This is a genomic window from Hyphomicrobiales bacterium (genome assembly GCA_030688605.1).
Lineage (GTDB): Bacteria > Pseudomonadota > Alphaproteobacteria > Rhizobiales > NORP267 > JAUYJB01.
In genome coordinates this window covers 25229-45553 of the sequence record JAUYJB010000029.1, presented here as the reverse complement: position 1 = coordinate 45553, position 20325 = coordinate 25229, and the positions used below count along the sequence as shown (strand labels likewise).

17 protein-coding genes, 1 tRNA gene and 2 pseudogenes are annotated in these 20325 nt (G+C 65.2%); 13 read left to right on the top strand and 7 right to left on the bottom strand.

The features are described from left to right. Both Q8P46_03695 and Q8P46_03690 read right to left on the bottom strand, forming a co-directional pair. Positions 1 to 805: phytanoyl-CoA dioxygenase family protein (locus Q8P46_03695; protein MDP2619268.1), on the bottom strand; the 805-nt coding region annotated here is incomplete at its 3' end. Positions 806 to 1121: 316 nt separating this feature from the next. After that, positions 1122 to 1481, bottom strand: a pseudogene (locus Q8P46_03690) (transposase). Between the two features lie 90 nt (positions 1482 to 1571). Between Q8P46_03690 and Q8P46_03685 the strand changes: the two are divergent. From Q8P46_03685 to Q8P46_03660, 6 genes and pseudogenes are all read left to right on the top strand, one after another. After that, entirely contained in the window at positions 1572 to 1811 is a 240-nt protein-coding gene (locus Q8P46_03685; GenBank protein MDP2619267.1) for a hypothetical protein, read from the top strand. Between the two features lie 108 nt (positions 1812 to 1919). Beyond that, positions 1920 to 2528, top strand: coding sequence for a DUF3489 domain-containing protein (locus tag Q8P46_03680; GenBank protein ID MDP2619266.1), 609 nt, complete (start codon positions 1920 to 1922; stop codon positions 2526 to 2528). A 199-nt stretch (positions 2529 to 2727) separates the two neighbouring features. Further along, positions 2728 to 3201: a DUF2924 domain-containing protein gene (locus Q8P46_03675; protein ID MDP2619265.1), complete on the top strand. Its 474-nt coding sequence runs from the start codon at positions 2728 to 2730 to the stop codon at positions 3199 to 3201. A gap of 891 nt (positions 3202 to 4092) precedes the next feature. Next, positions 4093 to 4851 (top strand): annotated as a pseudogene (locus tag Q8P46_03670) (reverse transcriptase domain-containing protein). Continuing rightward, entirely contained in the window at positions 4828 to 5310 is a 483-nt protein-coding gene (locus Q8P46_03665; protein ID MDP2619264.1) for a group II intron maturase-specific domain-containing protein, read from the top strand. Before Q8P46_03670 ends, Q8P46_03665 begins: the two are co-directional and overlap by 24 nt. Before the next feature lie 87 nt (positions 5311 to 5397). Continuing rightward, positions 5398 to 7095: a recombinase family protein gene (locus Q8P46_03660; protein ID MDP2619263.1), complete on the top strand. Its 1698-nt coding sequence runs from the start codon at positions 5398 to 5400 to the stop codon at positions 7093 to 7095. A 204-nt stretch (positions 7096 to 7299) separates the two neighbouring features. Here the strand turns inward: Q8P46_03660 and Q8P46_03655 are convergent. Beyond that, positions 7300 to 7375, bottom strand: a tRNA-Ala gene (locus Q8P46_03655). 164 nt (positions 7376 to 7539) lie between these two features. Here Q8P46_03655 and Q8P46_03650 point away from each other — a divergent pair. From Q8P46_03650 to folD, 3 genes are read left to right on the top strand one after another with little or no spacing between them, the layout of a single operon-like run. Beyond that, complete coding sequence (locus Q8P46_03650) at positions 7540 to 7821, top strand: YggT family protein (protein MDP2619262.1); 282 nt, start codon at positions 7540 to 7542, stop codon at positions 7819 to 7821. A 16-nt stretch (positions 7822 to 7837) separates the two neighbouring features. Beyond that, positions 7838 to 8161 (top strand): DUF167 family protein, encoded by a 324-nt coding sequence (locus Q8P46_03645; GenBank protein MDP2619261.1) that lies wholly within the window; start codon positions 7838 to 7840, stop codon positions 8159 to 8161. Positions 8162 to 8194: 33 nt separating this feature from the next. After that, complete coding sequence (folD, locus tag Q8P46_03640) at positions 8195 to 9082, top strand: bifunctional methylenetetrahydrofolate dehydrogenase/methenyltetrahydrofolate cyclohydrolase FolD (protein ID MDP2619260.1); 888 nt, start codon at positions 8195 to 8197, stop codon at positions 9080 to 9082. A gap of 21 nt (positions 9083 to 9103) precedes the next feature. On the opposite strand, the gene Q8P46_03635 is transcribed toward folD, so the two are convergent. The 3 genes from Q8P46_03635 to typA all read right to left on the bottom strand — a co-directional run bounded on the left by Q8P46_03635 (position 9104) and on the right by typA (position 13741). Beyond that, positions 9104 to 9613: a GNAT family N-acetyltransferase gene (locus tag Q8P46_03635; protein ID MDP2619259.1), complete on the bottom strand. Its 510-nt coding sequence runs from the start codon at positions 9611 to 9613 to the stop codon at positions 9104 to 9106. A gap of 46 nt (positions 9614 to 9659) precedes the next feature. Next, complete coding sequence (locus Q8P46_03630; protein ID MDP2619258.1) at positions 9660 to 11765, bottom strand: bifunctional diguanylate cyclase/phosphodiesterase; 2106 nt, start codon at positions 11763 to 11765, stop codon at positions 9660 to 9662. A 158-nt stretch (positions 11766 to 11923) separates the two neighbouring features. Then, on the bottom strand, positions 11924 to 13741 hold the full coding sequence (gene typA / locus Q8P46_03625) for a translational GTPase TypA (protein MDP2619257.1): 1818 nt from the start codon (positions 13739 to 13741) through the stop codon (positions 11924 to 11926). A 169-nt stretch (positions 13742 to 13910) separates the two neighbouring features. Here typA and Q8P46_03620 point away from each other — a divergent pair, with 169 nt between their 5' ends. Next, positions 13911 to 14684: a DUF3750 domain-containing protein gene (locus Q8P46_03620; protein ID MDP2619256.1), complete on the top strand. Its 774-nt coding sequence runs from the start codon at positions 13911 to 13913 to the stop codon at positions 14682 to 14684. Here Q8P46_03620 and Q8P46_03615 read toward each other — a convergent pair. Beyond that, positions 14681 to 15655: a zinc metalloprotease HtpX gene (locus Q8P46_03615; protein ID MDP2619255.1), complete on the bottom strand. Its 975-nt coding sequence runs from the start codon at positions 15653 to 15655 to the stop codon at positions 14681 to 14683. The two genes, Q8P46_03620 and Q8P46_03615, sit on opposite strands and share 4 nt — an antisense overlap. A 209-nt stretch (positions 15656 to 15864) precedes the next feature. Between Q8P46_03615 and Q8P46_03610 the strand changes: the two genes are divergently transcribed. The 3 genes from Q8P46_03610 (at position 15865) to lepA (ending at position 19587) form a co-directional block, all read left to right on the top strand. After that, a complete protein-coding gene (locus Q8P46_03610) occupies positions 15865 to 16851 on the top strand; it encodes a magnesium transporter (protein ID MDP2619254.1) in 987 nt (328 codons plus the stop codon). Between the two features lie 212 nt (positions 16852 to 17063). After that, positions 17064 to 17711, top strand: coding sequence for a peptide-methionine (S)-S-oxide reductase MsrA (gene msrA / locus Q8P46_03605; GenBank protein ID MDP2619253.1), 648 nt, complete (start codon positions 17064 to 17066; stop codon positions 17709 to 17711). 76 nt (positions 17712 to 17787) lie between these two features. Next, positions 17788 to 19587 carry a translation elongation factor 4 gene (gene lepA / locus Q8P46_03600; protein ID MDP2619252.1) on the top strand — a complete coding sequence of 600 codons (1800 nt, stop codon included), beginning with the start codon at positions 17788 to 17790 and terminating at the stop codon, positions 19585 to 19587. The last annotated feature ends 738 nt before the right edge of the window (positions 19588 to 20325 follow it).

Below are 20325 nucleotides of genomic sequence, written 5' to 3'. Positions count from 1 at the left end.
CCGCCCAGACGATCGGATACCGCTCGCCGTCGATGGGGTCGCCGGCCCTGAGCTTGGGCGCGTTGGGGTCGGTTGGCGCGTAGAGCCGCGGATGCCAGCGGATGTCATCGCCGGTGAAGCGCACCGAGAGCGCCCGTCGCCGCGCCGTCGCCGATGTGTTCGCGTAGGCGCCATGCAGCATCTTGCCGTGAAACGCCAGGCAGTCGCCGGGCGAAAGCTCCCAGGAAGCGGTATCGTAGTCGCCGGGCGAAGCGTCGATGTCGGGCGCCGGGCCGTCGAAATCCTCCGCCTCTTCGACCAGCTCGCCGAGACCGATGCGAACCGGGTGGAACTGCTTGCCCCACCGGTGCGACCCGCGCACGAACCGCATGGTGCCGTTTTCCTCGTTGACCGGGTCGAGCGGGATCCACATCGAGCAGAACTGCTCGCCGGCAAACTGATAGTAGGGCTGGTCCTGGTGCCAATAGGTCGGATTGCTGGTCTTCGGCTCCTTGATCAGGAGATGGTCGTCGACCAGGTTCACCTTCCGCGCGCCCATGAGACGGGCGGCGATCTCGCCCGCCGGCGACTCGAAGACGAAGCGGCGGATGGGGTCGTTGCGCAGATACATGTCGTGGTCGGTGAAGAATTTGCCCTTACCGTCCTTGGCGTAGTCCTTGGCGAGCGCGCCCGGGTCTGCAGCCGACTGCTCGGCCCCGAGACGGAGCAGCTCAATCCAATCCAGCGTGAACACCTCGCGCAGGCAGACGACGCCGTCAGCGCGCCATGTCTTTGCCAAATCTTCGGCGATGTTCCCGACCGTCATAGGCGTCCCCCCTGTGTACTTGCAACGGGAACCAAATCCGCCGCACCCCATCGTACCCGGCTGGCGCCGACCCGCCGGAGCGCTCTTTGCAGTCGATTGCCGCAGATGCGGATCCGACATTCCCCATATAAACCAGAGTTCCGAGGGTCAGAGTAGCCATTTGGCCTCCCTGCGGCAATCTCGTATAAGATAGTAGCCGCAGACATTGCCTCGACTGTCAATCATGGCCTTGCCCGGCCGCTGACGGCTTTATTTTTCGTTAACAAGGTGCACCTCCCGCCGTCATTTCTCACTGTAGGAATGGCAGTCGAACGCCTCACGCTGGCGGCGACGCAGGCGGCGGCCTCAATTCCGCGAAGAGCCGCAGGATTTCGCGGTACAAGTCCCTCGGCCCCGCCACCTCGGCCACCTGGAACGTGACGTAGCGGGCATGCGTGACGATCCCGGCGCCGACCTTCACGAGCTTCTCCCTGCGGCCGGTCAACAACCAATGCGCGACGGCCTCGGGCAATGCCAGCGTTCGCATGAAGTTGGCGAGATTGTAGGCGAGCGCGTGAAGCTCAAGCCGAACGGCGGCGGCGGCGAAAGAGCAGCATGATAGCCGCGTCCACTTCATTTCGTTCCTGCCTTCCTTGATCCACTACTCGGCAATTCCGCGCTGATTGTAAAAGACGACAGCACGCTCGGTCGGGCGTGACAGGTTGGTGGACTTGCAACGCAAAGGAAGCATGCATGTGTGCGGTGCCGAAGCCCAGGGAAAACGCCCATGCCGATCGAGCCGGAGACCGCGGATCAGCTGGTGGAGATGGCAAGCCACGACATCGCCGAGGTTGTGCGTGCAGCCGCGGCCCTTGCGGACGCGGCCCACACGTGTGCCGCCGCCGGAAACCGGGACGAGGCCTTGCACATCCTGCTCGACATCGAGCCGAAGCTTCATGACGCGAGCGCTCTTCTAGAGATCGCCTCCTTTGCCTGCCGCAACGTGAAGGGAAGGCGGCGAGCCTAAACCTCTTCCTCCGTCACAGGTCCCTCCGCCCCGCCGGCGCAAAAGCCCTCGCGGGGCTCCGGCGGTGACAGCGCCAGATGCTGTCGCATTCAACCGAAGGAGGGTCCGATGACCGTCAAACTTACCGACACCCAGCTCGTCATTTTGAGCGCCGCCGCCCAGCGCGACGACCACGCCGTCCTGCCGCTGCCGAAATCGCTCACGATCAACAAGGCGGCCGCCACCAAGGTGCTCAAGAGGCTGATTGCCAAGCAATTGATCTCCGAAACGCCCGCTAGCCTCGATGACGAGACCTGGCGCGAGGAAAAAGACGGCGCGCGCCTGATGCTCGCCGTCATTGATAAGGGCCTCGAGGCGCTCGGGATTGCGCCGGAGGGCGAAGGGCCGAAAGAGATACCGGCTGAACAGAAGAAGGCAGGCCGCACCTCTCAACCCCACAAGAATGGCAAGGTCTCATCGCCGCCAAAACTCGATGCGAAACCCGCAGCCAAAACTCCGGTGAGCAAACAAGGCATCATCATCGATCTGCTGAAGCGCAAGGACGGCGCCACCATCGACGATCTTACTGCCGCGACCGGCTGGCAGGCGCACTCCGTGCGCGGCGCGATCAGCGGCGCGCTGAAGAAGAAGCTGGGTCTTGCCGTCTCCTCGCAGACCGTCGACGGGCGCGGCCGGGTCTACCGCATTGAGGCGGGTGCCAAAGCAGGAAGATCGTGATGTCGAATGCCGAAAGATTCGTCAGCCCCTACCTGCTCCGCCCCTGCCGGAGCCTGCAGGAGGTCCTGCGCGAGCAGGCGGAGTGGCATGCGAGGGCGGAAGGGACCGGAGACGCAACGGCCTCTGCGAAGGGATCCGGAAACGAACGCTCCCGCGGAGGAGGCATAGACCGATGCCGACTCGCCGAGAAGGCTGGATCATGAGCGGGCCGTCATTGCACATGAAGGTCGAAGAAGAGATCAGCGGCTTGGCTGAGCTCTCTCGCCAGGAGCTGGTCGATCTGTGGGTCAAGGCCCGCGGGTGCAATCCACCGAAGGGCATCAAGAGACCGCTGCTGGAACGCTCAGCGTCCTACCGCATTCAGGCCAGGGCCTATGGCGGTCTCAAGCCCGCCACCCGCCGATACCTGCTCGCTCTCGCAGATAGAAGACCCGGCAATCAGTCGGAGACACCTGCTGCCCAGAAACAGTGCATTCCGCAGCCCGGCGCCCGCCTGGTGCGGCAATGGCATGGCAAGACCCACACCGTCGATGTGGTCGATGGCGGGTTCCAGTGGAACGGCGCGCACTACCGGTCGCTATCTGCGATCGCCCGTGAGATTACGGGCGCCCAATGGTCGGGGCCGAGGTTCTTCGGGGTGCGCCGCGCTGTGACGCGGAAAAGGCGCACATAATCAATATGTTCCGCGTCACGACAACTGGTTGACGACCGACAGTCAAAGGAGCTGTCCCAGCATGAGATGAGCATGTTTGGAAGGGGGTCGCGAAACTCGGGAACGGTCCGAAAGCCGGGTGAACTTAGCACAGCGACCTGAACTGTCCGGATAAGGGGCTGTTCCCCCGACGGCCGGGCTACCGCAGGACCCACGGCGAGAGAACGAAATCCGCGCATGAAGCCTCAGTATTTAACCAACGGAACCTCCACAACGGAACAGCGGGAGGTCATGGAGTGAGATCCGGATCGGCTGACCGAAACCGGTCTGGGCGTGCCGCCAACAACGGCACGGTCACCGCCCCCTCATCACGGTCGGTGAACAGGGCTCTCTGGGGTAAAGGCGGATCGCCTACAGGTCCAAGGGTTGTCAATCGGAACGCGGGAACCCGCGTTCGGTCGCCGGTCGGTAGCAGACCGGCTAGCCGCTCGGAGTCCGGAGATGACCGGACGCGGGGGCAGAGTTCCCGTAGTAGTCCGAGGCCGGGAGAGCCGGTCACATGGCGAAGGGGAACAGGTGTCCGTAGGTTTGCAGGCGAAGGAGAAAAAATTGGTGGACGCCAATTATCAGGCCGATAAGGCCTGGCTTCTCGACATTCAACGCAAGCTCTACACGTGGAGTCGGGCCAATCCTGACGACGCCTACCGGGACATGTGGAACTGGGTCATCGACCCCCGCAACCTCCGGCTGGCGTGGCGGCGCGTCTCGGGAAACCGGGGAGCACGCTCGTCGGGTGCGGACAAAGTAACGGTCAAGGATATCACCAGAGGCCCTGGCGTCATGAGTTTCCTCACTCGGGTGAGGCGGGAACTCCGAACTGGAGAGTACCGTCCCCGGCCCGTACGGAGGATCATGATCCCAAAGCCGGGGAAACCGGGGAAATTCCGTCCTCTCGGGATACCGACCGTCAAGGATCGCGTCGTCCAAGCCGCGCTCCTTCAAGTGCTTGAGCCAATCTTCGAGGCGGACTTCCTCCCCGTCTCGTATGGTTTTCGTCCCAAGAGGGCCTGTCGGGATGCTCTGGAGCATATCCGCATCTCGATCTGTCCGGCTTGGAAAAAGGAAGACGTGGATTGACCTCGTCCTCCATACGAGTGGGTTATCGAAGGGGATATCAAGGGATGCTTCGACACCATCGACCATCATGAGGTCATGACCCGCCTGCGCCGCAGGGTCCGTGACCAAAAGGTCGGTCGACTCGTGCGGGCATTCCTCAAAGCAGGGGTCCTGCACCAAGGGGCGTTCAGGCGCACCAAAAAGGGAACCCCACAGGGCGGTATACTGTCGCCGCTCCTCGCCAATATCGTGTTATCCGCGATTGAGGAGCGCTACGGGCAGTTTACCAAATGGTCCCGTCGGAAGGACGGAAAACCTTACGCCCACCCCGGACAGGAACTCCGGAAATTCCGCCGACGCGAAAGAAAGGCGGGCCGAACGGTGTTCCTTCCCATTCGCTATGCGGACGACTTCGTCGTCCTCGTCTACGGGACCGAAGAACAAGCCCGTGTCGAGAAAGAGGCCCTGGCGGTGTTCCTCAAGGAGGAGCTAAAGTTAACGCTCTCTCCCGAGAAGACACACGTCACAGCGCTGGCACAGGGGTTCGTATTCCTGGGTCATCGCATCCGGCTTCGGTGGCATGACCATTGCGGCTTCTGGCCGCGACTGGAAATTCCAAAGGATCGGATAAAGGACCTCCGCCGACGGATCAAGCGCCTCACGACCCGTCGAAGGGTCCTGCACAATCTTCAGGACATCATCGGCGACATCAATCCTCTCTTGATGGGATGGGGGCGTTACTACCAACACTGCTACGGAGCCAAATCCATCTTCGCGCGTATCGATCATTACGTCTGGGATCGGATATGGCGTTGGCTGAAGAAGAAGCACCCCAAGACGTCCCGAAGGCGGATCTACCGGACATACTGGAAACGTCTGCCTAACCGAAATCGGTCCGTTTGGACCGACGAGAGACCCGTCGCCATCATGGCGGATCTCAAGGTGGGACGCCACAATCTCGCAAGACTGGAGTATCCCGACTATGCGATGGACGCTGGAAAGCCCGGTGCATAACGAAAGGTGCACGCCGGGTTTGGGAACGAGGGAGGTGGAGACCGCCAGGGGCAACCCCGGTACGGCGTCATCTCCCTACGTTCATCTATGAGCACCAACACACGCTATCGCTGCGCCATCTACACGCGCAAATCGACCGAGGAGGGGCTGGAGCAGGACTTCAACTCGCTCGATGCCCAACGGGAAGCCTGCGAGGCCTTCATCGCCTCGCAGGCCGGCCTCGGCTGGCACTTGGTGCGCAAGCGCTATGACGATGGCGGCCTGTCGGGCGGGCACATGGACCGCCCGGCGTTACAGCAGCTTCTCGAAGACATCCGCTCAAGAAAGATCGACGTGGTGGTGGTCTACAAGGTCGACCGCCTGACCCGCTCGCTTGCCGATTTCGCCAAGATTGTCGAGGTGTTCGACGCCCATGGCGTGTCGTTCGTCTCGGTGACACAAGCGTTCAACACAACAACCTCCATGGGCAGGCTCACCCTCAATATGCTGCTGTCCTTCGCCCAGTTCGAGCGCGAGGTCACGGGCGAGCGGATCCGCGACAAGATCGCGGCGTCGAAGAAGAAGGGCATGTGGATGGGCGGCTTCGTGCCGCTCGGCTACGACGTCGTCGACCGCAAACTGGTCGTCAACGAGGCCGAAGCGGCAACGGTGCGAAAGCTCTTCGAGCTCTACCGCAGGCACTCCAACACCCGTCTCGTGAAAAAGGCGGCCGATCGGGTGGGCCTCAGAACAAAGTCAAGAATGCCCAACAATGGGCGACGCGAGGGCGGCGTGCCGTTTACCCGGGGTCATATCAACAAGATTCTCGTCAACCGCCTCTACATCGGCGAGATCACACACAAGGGTACGAGTTATCCCGGCGAGCATGCGCCGATCATAGACCGTGCCGTCTGGGATGCGGTCCAGGCGCAGCTCGCCCGCAACGCCGTCAAGCGCCGGCATGGCGGAAATACGAAACACCCCAGCCTACTCGCCGGGCTGCTCTATGATGGCGAGGGTCGGCCCATGACGCCATCCCATGCCACCAAGGCCGGACGGCGCTACCGTTACTACGTTTCCCGACTGCCCGACGGCGCCGAATCCGATACGGGTGTCGCTTGGCGCTTGCCGGCACTAGCGCTGGAGGATGCCGCGCTCAATGGGATCGTCTCGTTCCTCGGCGATCACCGACGCCTGAGTGAAGCCCTCGACATCACCGGACAGCTGCCCGACGGGCTGAAGGCGATGCTGTCGAGGGCATCACTCCTGGCCGACCGGATCTCACAGGCCACGCCTGCGGACCGGCGCCGCGTTACACTCGAGTTCGTCAGCCGTATCGACGTGCGGCCCAACCGCCTCTGCATCACCCTTCGCGCCGGGCCTCTGCAGGCGCGCCTCGGCCAGGCGACCGATCAGACGCGCGATCATGGCGACCATGCCATCCCGTTCGACGTTCCGGTTCAATTCCGTCGGCGAGGGGTGGAGACGAAAGTGGTCATGACGGGCGAAGCATCGCCCACAAGCTACCTGGACCCGAAGCTGATCGCCGCCGTTGCGCAAGCACACCACTGGTTCACGGCGCTGCGAAGCAGCGCCGTGGCGTCAGTTCGGGACCTCGCCGAACGCGACCGCGTCGATCGCGGCGAGGTCAGCCGGATCCTGCGGCTTGCCTTCCTCGCGCCGGATATCGTCGAGGCGATCCTCGACGGGCGCCTGCCGGTCGAGCTGACCCTCGCACGACTGACACGGATCGCCGATCTTCCGGTCTCTTGGGCCGAGCAGCGGCTGGCTCTCCGCTTTCTTTGAGCGGGTGGCGGACCCGCCCGGAGATATCCCCGAAAGAATGACGGCGAAATCGGCCGCGAGAGACAGTCGGCCGAAGACGCCCGAACGGCGCGCCTAGCCGCCGTCTCTAGTCGCGACTTTCCGACCGCCTTGGCGCCTAACGCTTTGAATTGGCGCGGAAACCGCGGATACCCTCCGGTAGCGTCACAAAACCCGTAGACTTAATGGTGGAGCCGAGGGGGATCGAACCCCTGACCTCCGCATTGCGAACGCGGCGCTCTCCCAGCTGAGCTACGGCCCCATCGGCGCGCTTGGGTTTGCGCGCGGCCGGTATTTAGGGGCCGGCCCGTAAGCCTGTCAAGAATGATGCCGCGGGCCGCCGCGCCGCGTCAGCGCGCTTGCAGCGGCGGTCACGGGCAGGTACATGAATGGCTGTCGCCGGCAACCGACTCTGGGGCAAACCCGATGCTCGCAATCTTCGACGTGATCCTTGCGGCGCTTTGGATCTACTGGTGGATCATCATCGCCGCGGCGGTGATGAGCTGGCTCATCGCCTTCAACGTGGTCGATACCCGAAACCGGTTCGTCTACACCGTCGCCGACATACTCAACCGGCTCACCGAACCGGCGCTGCGGCCGATCCGCCAGTTCATGCCCAATCTGGGGGGTATCGACATCTCGCCCGTCATCTTGCTGCTGATCATCTATTTCATCCAGCAGCTCATCATCCGAACCTTCTATTTCTGATTGTTCGGCCGCGCATGTGGACACGATCTGGCGAGAAAAGGACGGCGGCGTCGAACTACGCGTGCGCCTGACGCCGAAATCCTCGCGCGACGCGATCGAGGGCGTTGCCCGGCTCGCCGACGGCGGCTCGGTCTTGACCGCGCGGGTGCGCGCGGTGCCGGAGAAGGGCAAGGCCAATGCGGCGTTATGCGCCCTTGTCGCCAAGGCCCTGTCGGTGCCCAAAGGGTGCGTCGCGGTGACCGGCGGCGCGCGGGGACGCGTCAAGATCGTCGCCATCGCTGCCGACCCGCGGCTCATGGGCAAGCGCCTGACCGTCCTCCTGCAGGGCACGCGGGCGTGAAGGATCGACGCCAATGCCGAGGGCAAGTTTCGCGTGAGCGCCAACATCATCGACGGCAAGGCGATCGCCGCCGAAATCCGTGCCGCGGTCGCCGCCGGCGTCGGCGAGCTTGACCGCACGCACGGGTTCGTTCCCGGCCTGGCCGTAGTTCTGGTCGGCGACGATCCGGCAAGCCACATTTATGTGCGCAACAAGAGCCGGCAGAGCGCCGAGGTCGGCATGCGCGCCTTCGACCACATCCTCGAAGCGGCAACGCCTCAGGCGGGCCTGCTCGGCCTCATCGACCGGCTCAATGGCGATGCGGCGGTGCACGGCATCCTGGTGCAGCTGCCGCTGCCGGCGCAGATCGACTCGCAGACGGTGATCAACGCCGTCGACCCGCGCAAGGATGTCGACGGCTTCAATGTCGTCAATGTCGGACGTCTGGCCACCGGTCAGGAGAGCCTCGTCCCCTGCACGCCGGCCGGCTGCACGATCCTCGCCAAGCGCGCGCTCGGCGCGCTCGAAGGTCTCGAAGCGGTGATCGTCGGCCGCTCCAACATCGTCGGCAAGCCGCTCGCCCAGCTGCTCCTGAAGGAAAACTGCACCGTGACCGTCGCCCATTCGCGCACCCGCGACCTTGCCGCCGTGTGCCGCCGAGCCGACCTGCTCGTCGCCGCCGTCGGCCGCGCCGAGATGATCCGCGGCGACTGGATCAAGCCCGGCGCCTGCGTCATCGATGTCGGCATCAACCGCGTCGACGGGCCGGATGGCAAGAAGAGGCTTGTCGGCGACGTCGCCTTTGCCGAGGCAAGCGCGGTTGCCGGCGCCATCACGCCGGTGCCGGGCGGCGTCGGGCCGATGACCATCGCCCTGCTGCTGGCCAACACGCTCACCGCGGCGCGCGCCGCCGCCGGCCTCGAAGGCCCCGCCATATCGTAGAATCCCGCTATTTCCCGGAATTCAGCGCCAGCAATAGGCGACCTTGTCGAGCACGCGCCCGCCGAGCCGTTCCTTGGTCACCGCCGCCCGGTAGCCCTGCAGCGCCTCGTAGAAGGCGCAGGCCGGCGCGTTGTCGGCAAGCGCCCAGACGACGTGGCCGCGGCGCCCGCTGGCGTCGAGGCGCTTGCGCGCGGTGCGGAACAGGCGCGTCCCGAGGCCGACGCCCTGGAACTCGGGCTTGAGGTAGATCTCGTAGATCTCCCCCTCGTGGCCGGCGATGCGCATGCGTGCCGGCCCGATGCTGGCATAGCCGGCGAGCCGGTCGGCAAAGGCCAGCACCAGGATCGAGCGCGGCGCGGCGGCAATCGCCTGCCGCCACCAGCTGGCGCCGCGCCGGGCGATCATCCGCTCCAAGCTCAAGGCCGGAAGAATGCCGCGATAGGCGCCGTGCCAAGCCTGCCCGTGCAGATCGGCAAGCGTCTCGGCATCGTCGGGCGCGGCGTTGCGAATGTCGATGACGACAGGCTCCATGACGCCATCATATTCCCGGCCGCGGCGCGCCGGAAGCCGAATATGTCTAGGCGGCGGAGACTTTGCGCATCGAGCGGGCGAGCTTGACCGTCGCGTCCCAGGCATCGAGCACCTGGTCGCTCGGGCGGCCGTAAAGGAAGCCCTGCACCTGCGTGCAGCCGACCGCGCGCAGGGCTTCGGCCTGCGCCTCGGTCTCGACACCCTCCGCAACGATGGCGATGTCGAGGGCGCGGCCGAGCCCGACGATGGTCTTGATCACCGCGGTCGCTTCGGGGCTGGATCCCAGCGCATGGACGAAGGACTGGTCGATCTTCAGCTTGTTGAAGGGGAACCGGGCGAGATAGCTGAGGCTCGAATAGCCGGTGCCGAAATCATCGAGCGCCACCGCCACGCCGTGCTCGCCGAGCCGTCGCAGCGTATTCTGCACGCGATCGATATTGTGCAGAAGCACGCTTTCCGTGATCTCGATTTCGAGACGTTTCGGGTCGATGCCGGTCTCCTCCAGGATGTTCTCGATCATCGGCACCAGGTCGTTGTTCAAGAACTGGATCGCCGACAGATTGATGGCGACGTTCACCGGCACGGGCCAGGTGACAGCATAGCGGCAGCCGGTGCGCAACGCCCATTCTCCGATCGCGTGGATGAGGCCGCTCTGCTCGGCGCAGGGCACGAACTCGTCCGGCGGGATCGGCCCCTTTTCCGGATGGTCCCAGCGGATCAGCGCCTCGTAGCCTATGACCCGGCCGGTGATGAGGTCGAATTGCGGCTGATACTGGAGGCGAAGCTGTTCCTCTGCGATGGCCTTGCGCAGATCCTTCTCCAGCTCGCGGCGCCTGCGGCTTGCGTCCTCCATGGACCGGACGTAGAAGCGGCCGGAATTGTCCCCCGAAGCCTTGGCCTGGGCGAGGGCCATCTCGGCATGTTTCAGGAGGGTGGCCGGGTCCTCCCCGTCGGCCGGGCCGATCGCCAAGCCGACGCTGATCGAGCTGATCAATTTATGCCCGCGAACGGTGTGCGGTTTGGCCATCGAATCGCGAACGGTGCGGGCGAGCACGAGGGCGGCGTTCCTTGCCTTCTTGCCTTCGACGAGGATCGCGAACTCATTGCCGCCGAGGCGGCCGGCAATGGCGTCGTGGTCGGCGATGACCTCGCGAATCCGTTCGCCGACACTGGCGAGAAGCGCATCGCCGATCGGATGGCCGAGCGCATCGTTGATATCCTTGAAGCGATTGAGATCGACAGACAAGACGGCGACGGAGGTGTGGTTGCGCTGCGCCTCATCCAGGGCCCGCGCCAGATGCTGGATAAAACGGGCGCGGTTCGAAAGCCCGGTCAGCGGGTCGTGGGCGGCGAGGAAATGGATCTCCCGCTGCAGCTGGTCCTGCTGGCGGATTCGGCGCCAAACCACGAAGAGGGGAGCGCTGATGCCGAGCATCATCAAGGCCGAGGAGACGACGATCGCGATGTTGAAGGCGTTGCTGAAGCGGATGTAGGCGCTCGACTGGTCAGTGTCGACGACCATCACCTTCGATACCCGCGCGCCATCCTTGATCGGGACGAACACCCGGGCGGTGTGCGCGGGCATGTTCGGCATTCCCGAGGAGGCATAGCGCAAAAGGCTCCTGCCGGAGGTGATGGTGCGCTGGAAGGCCCGGTCGAAATTGGCGTTGCGGGCCAGCGTGCGCAGCTCCCGGGCGCTGAAATTCGGTCCCCTGGCTTCCACCGAGCGGTCAGCGCGAAACAGCGCAAAGCGGCGAACGATGCTGAAATGCTCGCCGCTGCGGAACGACAGGAGCTCATCTGGTCGATAGCGCGACGCGGCCGGCTCGCCGACAGAACGCTTTATGGCCAAAGCGGCGTCGCTCGAGGCCGCCGGGCTATGGACAAGGCCGTCCGCCTGCGAGCGCGGCGGCGACGCGTCGGCATATTGCAGACCGTGGCTATAGTTGCTGTCCCTGGCGATCGCCGCGGGACGGCCCATCTGGTTGCTGACATGCTGCGCCCAAAAGGTGGCGAGATAGCGCGCGTCCCGCTCGAGAACGTCAAGCGAGATCAGGCGGGTCACGAAAACCACGCCCAGCACCATGAACAAACCGAAGGCGACGAGCCCCGTGATGAGCATGAGGTCGCCTTTGGCCCACCTGGAAGACATACATGCTCCCTTGTGCTTGACAGCACATGGTTGCAGGCGCTGGTTAAGATACACTCAAGACGGGTGCGGTAATCGAACGCTATCGATTATCCGCTTCTAAACCCCGAAAGGGCGCTGAATTCCTCTGAAAAACCGAGGCGAGACCCCGACGCGGCGGCTCAGACGAGGGCTGAACGCCGCTCCGCCCGTTTGCGCGCGTGCGGGTCGAGCAACAGCTTGCGCAAGCGGATCGATTTTGGCGTGACTTCCACCAATTCGTCGTCCTGGATATAGGCCAGCGCCTTTTCCAGTGTCATGCGGATAGGAGGAGTTAGCCGCACCGCCTCATCCTTGCTGTGGGTGCGGATATTGGTGAGCTTCTTGCCCTTGAGCACGTTAACTTCAAGATCGTTGTCGCGCGTGTGCTCGCCGACGATCATGCCGGGATAGACCTTGACGCCGGGGTCGATCATCATCGGCCCACGCGCCTCCAGATTCCACATGGCATAGGCGACCGCCTCGCCGAATTCGGTGGAGATCAGCACGCCGTTGCGGCGGCCGGGGATGACGCCCTTGTAGGGCGCGTAGCCGTGGAACAGCCGGTTCATCACCGCGGTTCCGCGCGTGTCGGTAAGGAGCTCGCCCTGGTAGCCGATCAGCCCGCGCGTCGGCGCGTGGAAGACGAGCCGCAGCCGCCCGCCGCCGGAGGGCCGCATCTCCACCATCTCAGCCTTGCGCTCGGACATCGTCTGCACAACGACGCCGGAATGCTCCTCGTCGAGGTCGATCACCACCTCCTCGATCGGCTCCAGCAATTCGCCCTCGTCGTTCCGCTTGAACAGCACCTTGGGGCGGGAGACGCTCAACTCGAAGCCTTCGCGCCGCATGGTTTCGATCAGAATGCCGAGCTGCAATTCGCCACGTCCGGAGACCTCGAAGGCGTCGCTGTCCGCCGTCATCGCCACGCGCAGCGCCACATTGCCCTCCGCCTCGCGCAGCAGCCGCTCGCGGATCACCCGGCTCTGCACCTTGTCGCCGTCAAGGCCCGCGAGCGGCCCGTCATTGATGCGGAAGGTCATGGCCAGCGTCGGCGGGTCGATCGGCAGGGCTGCAAGCGGCATGTCGATGGCGGGATCGCAGATCGTGTCGGAGACGGTGGCGACGCCAAGGCCCGCGATGGCGACGATGTCGCCGGCGCGGGCCACCTCGATCGGCTGCCGCTCCAGGCCGCGGAAGGCGAGCACCTTGGAGATGCGCCCCTGCTCGACGATCCTGCCGTCGCGGGAAAGCGCCTTGACCGGCTGGTTGGGCGAGACGGCGCCGGACGTGATCCGACCGGTCAGCACCCGGCCGAGATAGGGGTTGGCCTCGATGGTGGTGGCCAGCATGCGCAACGCGCCGGGCTCGACCGTGGGCGCCGGAACGTGGCGGACCACGAGGTCGAACAGCGGTGCCATGTCCCGCTTCGGTCCCGCCGGCGCGACCGCCATCCAGCCCTCCTTGGCCGAGCCGTAGAGGATCGGAAAGTCGAGCTGCTCGTCGCTGGCGCCGAGCGCCGCGAACAGGTCGAACACCTCGTCGACAACGGCGTCGGGGCGGGCGTCGGCCTTGTCGATCTTGTTGATGGCGACGATGGGCCTCAAGCCCACCTTGAGCGCCTTGGCGACGACGAACTTGGTCTGCGGCATCGGCCCCTCGGAAGCGTCGACCAGGACCACGGCGCCGTCCACCATGTTGAGGATGCGCTCGACCTCGCCGCCGAAATCGGCATGCCCCGGCGTATCGACGATGTTGATGCGCGCCTCGCGCCACGGGATCGAGGTGACCTTGGCGAGGATGGTGATGCCGCGCTCGCGCTCCAACTCGTTGGAGTCCATCGCCCGCTCGGCGACGCGCTGATTTTCGCGGAAGGCGCCGGACTGCGCCAGCAGCCGGTCGATCAGGGTCGTCTTGCCATGGTCGACATGGGCGATGATGGCGATGTTGCGGAGGTTCATGGAAATCCACTTTCGCGCGGCCCGGGCGGCGCGTCACTCTGGTTGCGGCGCAATATAGGCGGGCGCACGAAAAGCGCAATGCCGGGGCGTCCGGCCGCGGCCATCGATTTGCCGTCTGTGCGGCTCTGATATAATCGGATCGTCGCGCAACCTTTCGAAAGCCGCTTGCATGAAGCGCCTCGCCGTATGGCTGTTCGCGCTGTTCTTTCCGCTGCCTTTGGTGGCAGGCGGCGTCTGGTTCGCGGCCCAGGGCTGGCCTCAGAGCTGGCGCTCGGCCGACTGGTCGTCGGCGGGGATCGCGCCCGACCCGGCGGGCAACGGCGAGGCGATCATCCAGGTCTATACGGCGCGCGCCGGCAGCTGGCGCGGCATTTTCGCCGTCCATAGCTGGCTCCTGATCAAGCCCGAAGACGCCTCGGGTTTCAGCCGCTACGAGGTCACCGCCTGGGGCAGCCCGGTGCACCGCAACCGCCACGCGCCCGACGGCCGCTGGTACGGCAACATGCCGCAAGTCATCTATGATCTGCGCGGCGAGGAGGCGGCGCGTCTGATCCCTAGGATCGAGGCGGCGATCCGCGCCTATCCGCACAATGAGCGCGGCGGCTACCGCAGCTGGCCGGGTCCCAACTCCAACAGCTTCATCGCCGCCATCGCCCGCGCCGTGCCCGGCTTCGACCTCGTCCTGCCGCCGGTTGCGCTCGGCAAGGACTATGTCGGCGACGGCGTCTATCTGGTTCAGGCGCCGAGCAAGACTGGCTGGCAGCTTTCGCTCGCCGGCATTCTCGGTCTCACCCTCGCCGGAGAGGAGGGCCTGGAGGTCAATTTGTTTGGCCTCGTCGGCGGCGTGAACCTGCTCGCGGCAACCGTCTCGCTGCCGTCGCTCGGCCGCGTCGATCTTGCCGGCCTTGCCTCGAGAGCCTTGGCGGCCTTCATGGCGAACTAATACCAGAGCCCCATCGCCGAGAGGCGGGTGCGGGGCCCGCGGATGACCGGCACCGAGCCGCGCGGCGGCTTCGGGCGGCCATCGGGCAGGTCGAGAAAGGGCCGCTCTGGCGGCTTCAGCGACAACAGCCGCCTCACCCGCTCGCTGGTCTTGGGATGCGAGCGCAGCACCGAGGGCTGCGGCACCCGGCCGCCGGGCAGCATCATCTCCCACATCCGCCCCTGGCTCTTTTCCAGATGCACCAGCGCCGAGGCCAGGCCCTCCGGGTCGCCGGTGAGACCCGCAGCGTCGAGGTCGGCGTCATATTCGCGCGCCCGGGACAGCGCCAGTTGCAGCAGCGCGCCGATGGTCGGCGCCGTCCACAGGAGCGCGATGCCGAGCCACGGCACCCGGCCGCCGCCGGCAAGGATCGCCGGAAAATTCAGGAACAGCGTGAACAGCCCGACCATCGACATGACCGATGTCAGGCGCGAGACCATGTCGGCGAGCGCCATGACCTTGATGTCCTCGTTGCGGATATGGCTCAGCTCATGGGCGATGACGCCGGCGAACTGGCGCGGGGTCAGGCGCCGGATCAGGGCGTCGGTGATGCCGATGGCGGAATCCTGCGGCGTGCCGACGGAAAAGGCGTTCATCAGGTTCGACGGCACGTAATAGAGGTCGGGCGGGGCGGGAAGGTCTGCCCGGGCGGCGATGAGGCGCAGGATGCGGTGGCCTTCCGGGAAATCCTCCGGCTCGAGCCGCCGCGCCTTGTAGAGCCTGAGGATGAGGTCCGGAGACATGCGCGCGCTCATCCACAGGCTCAGGCCGCCGAGGAGCGCCGCCCAGAAGATGCCGGCGAGCCCCGCGAACACATAGGCGCAGGCCACCAGCAGCAACAGGCTGCCGCCCGCGAGCAGCACGGTGTGCAGCCGGTTGCGCCATTTGTGCCGGACCTTGTTGAGCGGATCGAGCGGCGTCAGTCCCACCATGCCCCTGATATAGGGCGATCTTTACGTCTTTGCATTCATTGCGCCGCGCAGGTGTTGCCGACGGAGTCTTGAACGCGGCAGTGCGGCATGGCCGGCGCGGCGATCCGTGATCGTACCGAACATCGGCCCTCCCTTTCGCGCCCGCTTTGACGCCCCTGCGGAGCGTGCGATGCTTCCCGCACAGACCGCGTGGGCCGGGAGAACTCATCATGACCGCGACGTCAGACCAATCGAGGACCTACGCGCCGGGGACCGCGGGCGCGATCATGGCGACGCAGGTTCCGGTAATCGAGGCTGGCGAAACGGTCATGAACCTGCGACTCTTGCTGCAGGAAGCGAAATGGGACTCCGTCGACCCGGTAATCGTCACGGACGACGGCGGTTTCTTCACCGGCGCCCTACCAATGGCGCAGCTTGTTGCAGCGCCGGACCAGACATTGGTGGGAGAGCTGGCCGATCCGGACTGGCCCTGCGTGACGTGGGACGTGGATCAGGAGAGCGTGGCCAACATTGCCCGCAGCGAAGCCCTGTCGGGCGTTCCCGTGCTCGACACCCGGGACAATGTGCTTGGCTGTGTCTCCGCCACGATGCTCCTCGATGTCCTGTGGCATGAGCATACCGAAGACGTCCACCGGCTTGCCGGCATCATTGCCCGCACCGAGTCGGCCCGCCATGCATTGACAGCCTCCCCCGTGAGCCGCGCCTGGCGCAGGCTGCCCTGGCTGCTGCTGGGCGTCGCCGGAAGCGCGGTCGCGACCGGCATCATGGCCGGTTTCGAGGCGCAGATCAGCGCCGATGTCCGGATCGCGTTCTTCGTACCGGCGCTGGTCTATCTTGCCGATGCCGTGGGCACGCAGTCGGAGGCCGTGACGGTACGCGCGCTCGCGACCGGAAGGATCCCGCTGGGCCCGGCGCTGCGCGGCGAACTCGCCACCGGCGCGCTGATCGGCGTCGTCCTCTCGGCGTTCGCGTTCGCGGGCGTGATGCTGGGCTTTGCCGACGCGGACCTGGCGGCAGCCGTGGCGCTTACCGTATTCGCCGCCGGCGGACTGGCGACAGGGATCGGATTCGGCCTCCCCTGCCTGCTCGAACGGTTCGGGATCGACCCGGCCTTCGGCTCCGGCCCGTTGGCCACGATCGCTCAGGACGTGCTCAGCATCCTGGTCTATTTCGCCGTTGCCCTCGCGGTGCTCTAGATGCGAGTCGCTCCCGGTCATAGGCAACCACTCCAGCGTGTGCGGCACCTCACCGGGCGTAATTGTCGAGACCTTGAATCGCACCTTCTCGACAGCCTGCCGGAGATCACGATTGCCGGCCCGGCCATCACGCTTTCGCGAGGGGCGATTGCGCGCGGCGCCCGAACGTCTAGATTGCCGATAATCGTTGATCCCGGGAAAGGCTGGTCGCAATGAAGACTTGGCGGAATTCGAGAAGGCTCGGGAAATTGGGGCTGGCGGCGGTGGCCGGCGCCGCCCTCATCGCAGCCGCGGCGAGCCTCGCCGCGCGGGAGAGCAAGGCACAAGGTGCCGGCGCCGAAACGGCGATCTTCGCCGGCGGCTGCTTCTGGTGCGTGGAGGAGGCCTTCGACAAGGTCCCCGGCGTCGTCGAGACCACCTCCGGCTATACCGGCGGCCACGTCGAGAACCCGACCTACGAGCAGGTCACGGCCAAGGGCACGGGGCACAAGGAAGCCGTGCGCGTGCGCTACTACCCGGCCCAGGTGACCTACGCCGAGCTTCTCGACGTCTTCTGGCGCAATGTCGACCCGTTCGATGCCGCGGGCCAGTTCTGCGACAAGGGCGATTCCTACAAGTCGGCGATCTTCGTCGCCGACGACGCGCAGCGCAAGCTTGCCGACGAATCGAAGCAGGCGGTCGAAAAGCGCTTCGGCAGGAATGTCGCGACCCGGATCGAGGCGGCCAGCACATTCTGGCCGGCGGAGGGCTATCACCAGGACTATCACAACAAGAATCCGCTCCAATACAAGTTCTACAAATGGAACTGCGGCCGCGCCCAGCGGCTGGAACAGGTCTGGGGCCCGGCCGAGCATTCCTGAGCGCGGCGTCGGCAAGCAAGACCGTTCGGCGCAACGGCGTGCTTGACGCGCCCCGGCGCGATGCTATCTACCGCCCGTGACCGACCTCTCCCACATCCGCAACTTCGCCATCATCGCCCATATCGATCACGGCAAGTCGACGCTCGCCGACCGGCTGATCCAGATGTGCGGCGGGTTGCCTGAGCGCGAGATGAAAGAGCAGGTGCTCGATTCCATGGACATCGAGCGCGAGCGCGGCATCACCATCAAGGCGCAGACGGTGCGCCTCACCTACGCCGCCAGGGACGGCGAGACCTACGAGCTCAATCTCATCGACACGCCGGGCCATGTCGACTTCGCCTATGAGGTGAACCGGTCGCTGGCCGCCTGCGAGGGCTCGCTGCTGATCGTCGTCGCGAGCCAGGGGGTCGAGGCGCAGACGCTGGCCAACGTCTACCAGGCGCTCGACAACGACCACGAGATCGTGCCGGTCTTGAACAAGATCGACCTGCCGGCCGCCGAGCCCGCCCGCGTCCGCCAGCAGATCGAGGACGTGATCGGGATCGACGCCTCCGGCGCGCTGGAAATCTCCGCCAAGAGCGGGCTCGGCGTCGACGCGGTGCTGGAGGCGATCGTCGCCCGCCTCCCCGCCCCCAAGGGCTCGGCCGACGCGCCGCTCAAGGCGCTGCTCGTCGATAGCTGGTACGATTCCTATCTCGGCGGCGTCGTGCTGGTGCGCATCGTCGACGGCTTCCTGAGGAAGGGCATGCGCGTGCGCATGCTGGGCTCCGGCGCCGTCCACGATGTCGACCGGGTCGGCGTGTTCACGCCCAAGCTGGTGCAGACCGACCAGCTTGGCCCCGGCGAAATCGGCTTCCTCACCGGCTCCATCAAGGAGGTCGCCGACACCCGCGTCGGCGACACCATCACCGAGGAGAGGCGCCGCTGCGCCAAGCCGCTCGCCGGCTTCAAGCCGGCCCAGCCGGTGGTGTTCTGCGGCCTGTTCCCGGTCGATGCCGCCGATTTCGAGGCGCTGCGCGCCGCCGTCGGCCGGCTCCGCCTCAACGACGCCAGCTTCTCCTACGAGATGGAGACCTCCGCCGCGCTCGGCTTCGGCTTTCGCTGCGGCTTCCTCGGCCTCTTACACCTGGAGATCATCCAGGAGCGGCTGGAGCGCGAGTTCGACCTCGACCTGATCGCCACCGCCCCTTCCGTCGTCTACAAGATCGCCTTGACCGACGGCAAGGAGATCGAGCTGCACAACCCGGTCGACATGCCGGACCCGGTCAGGATCGCCGAGATCAGGGAGCCGTGGATCCGCGCCACCATTCTTTCGCCCGACGACTATCTCGGCGCCATCCTGAAACTCTGCCAGGAGCGGCGCGGCGTCCAGATCGGCCTCACCTATGCCGGCAGCCGCGCCATGGTCTCCTACGACCTGCCCTTGAACGAGGTGGTGTTCGACTTCTACGACCGGCTGAAATCGATCTCCAAGGGCTACGCCTCCTTCGACTATCAGCTCACCGACTACAAGCCCTCCGACCTCGTCAAGATGCAGATCCTGGTCAATGGCGAGCCGGTCGACGCGCTGGCCATGCTGGTGCACCGCGGCCAGGCCGAGGCGCGCGGCCGGGCTCTGTGCGAGAAGCTCAAGGAGCTGATCCCGCGGCACATGTTCAAGATCCCGATCCAGGCGGCGATCGGGGCTAAGGTCATCGCCCGCGAGACCATCTCGGCAATGCGCAAGGACGTCACCGCCAAATGCTATGGCGGCGACGTGACGCGCAAGCGCAAGCTGCTCGACAAGCAGAAGGCGGGCAAGAAGCGCATGCGCCAGTTCGGCAAGGTCGAGATTCCCCAGGAGGCGTTTATCGCGGCGCTGAAGATGGGGGAGTGAGGGAGCGAGGGGCGGTCTGCGCCGCTTCAACAATCTTGCTCTGCACGATGTCGCTGCGGGCAAGGCTCACCATTCGAAGGGCGACTACAACAAATGCCCGATGACTTGTTTCGTAACCGAACTCCCAGTCTCCGAATGAAGTTGGCCATCATGAGCAGCATGATGCCCAACAGGACGGAGGCCGTGGCCACCAGCCAAACGAGAATTGTGGGATCAATGATAGTGAGCACACCCACGACGACCAGCACAGCCCCTGGGAGCATCAGCAAGAAGCCGGAAGACGGCTGTTCCATCAACCCCTTGCACATCGTCGCCATCGAGCACATTGCCACGGGGGTCGGACGGGGCCCGATGCCGGGCCCCGTCGGGTCCGCCCCTTGTTGCGCGGTGTCTTCGACCATGGTTGACCTCCGGTTAACCAGACAGCCCTGCATACCGCTAGAGGACTAAAACTTGCGTGCGTGCGGCCTAAGGAGCCTGCTCGGAATGCATTGACCGCATGGCGTTCACCGGACTGAAGCCCGCAAACGTCGCATAGGCCCCCATCGCCGGGGACAACGCGGCGAGAAGGAACACCCAGACAGCCACGATCTGGCCGAGTTTTTGCACCGCCCCCCGACCAGACCTCTCAGATAGCGAAGAATCCTCGGCCGGAATTCCGCGTGGATCGCGTCAAAATCGGAACTGGCGTCTGGCATCGGAGTCGTCCTGCCACTGGGCCGAGATTGTCGGAGGCGG

Bases quoted from the DNA above. Each gene is read 5' to 3' on its own strand.
- Q8P46_03615 (MDP2619255.1), bottom strand. From the start codon at position 15,655: ATGGTGGGACTGACGCCGCTCGATCCGCTCAACAAGGTCCGGCACAAA.
- typA (MDP2619257.1), bottom strand. From the start codon at position 13,741: ATGAACCTCCGCAACATCGCCATCATCGCCCATGTCGACCATGGCAAG.
- Q8P46_03635 (MDP2619259.1), bottom strand. From the start codon at position 9,613: ATGGAGCCTGTCGTCATCGACATTCGCAACGCCGCGCCCGACGATGCC.
- Q8P46_03620 (MDP2619256.1), top strand. From the start codon at position 13,911: ATGAAGCGCCTCGCCGTATGGCTGTTCGCGCTGTTCTTTCCGCTGCCT.
- Q8P46_03675 (MDP2619265.1), top strand. From the start codon at position 2,728: ATGAGCGGGCCGTCATTGCACATGAAGGTCGAAGAAGAGATCAGCGGC.
- Q8P46_03680 (MDP2619266.1), top strand. From the start codon at position 1,920: ATGACCGTCAAACTTACCGACACCCAGCTCGTCATTTTGAGCGCCGCC.
- Q8P46_03630 (MDP2619258.1), bottom strand. From the start codon at position 11,765: ATGTCTTCCAGGTGGGCCAAAGGCGACCTCATGCTCATCACGGGGCTC.
- Q8P46_03685 (MDP2619267.1), top strand. From the start codon at position 1,572: ATGCCGATCGAGCCGGAGACCGCGGATCAGCTGGTGGAGATGGCAAGC.
- Q8P46_03650 (MDP2619262.1), top strand. From the start codon at position 7,540: ATGCTCGCAATCTTCGACGTGATCCTTGCGGCGCTTTGGATCTACTGG.
- Q8P46_03660 (MDP2619263.1), top strand. From the start codon at position 5,398: ATGAGCACCAACACACGCTATCGCTGCGCCATCTACACGCGCAAATCG.
- Q8P46_03610 (MDP2619254.1), top strand. From the start codon at position 15,865: ATGACCGCGACGTCAGACCAATCGAGGACCTACGCGCCGGGGACCGCG.
- msrA (MDP2619253.1), top strand. From the start codon at position 17,064: ATGAAGACTTGGCGGAATTCGAGAAGGCTCGGGAAATTGGGGCTGGCG.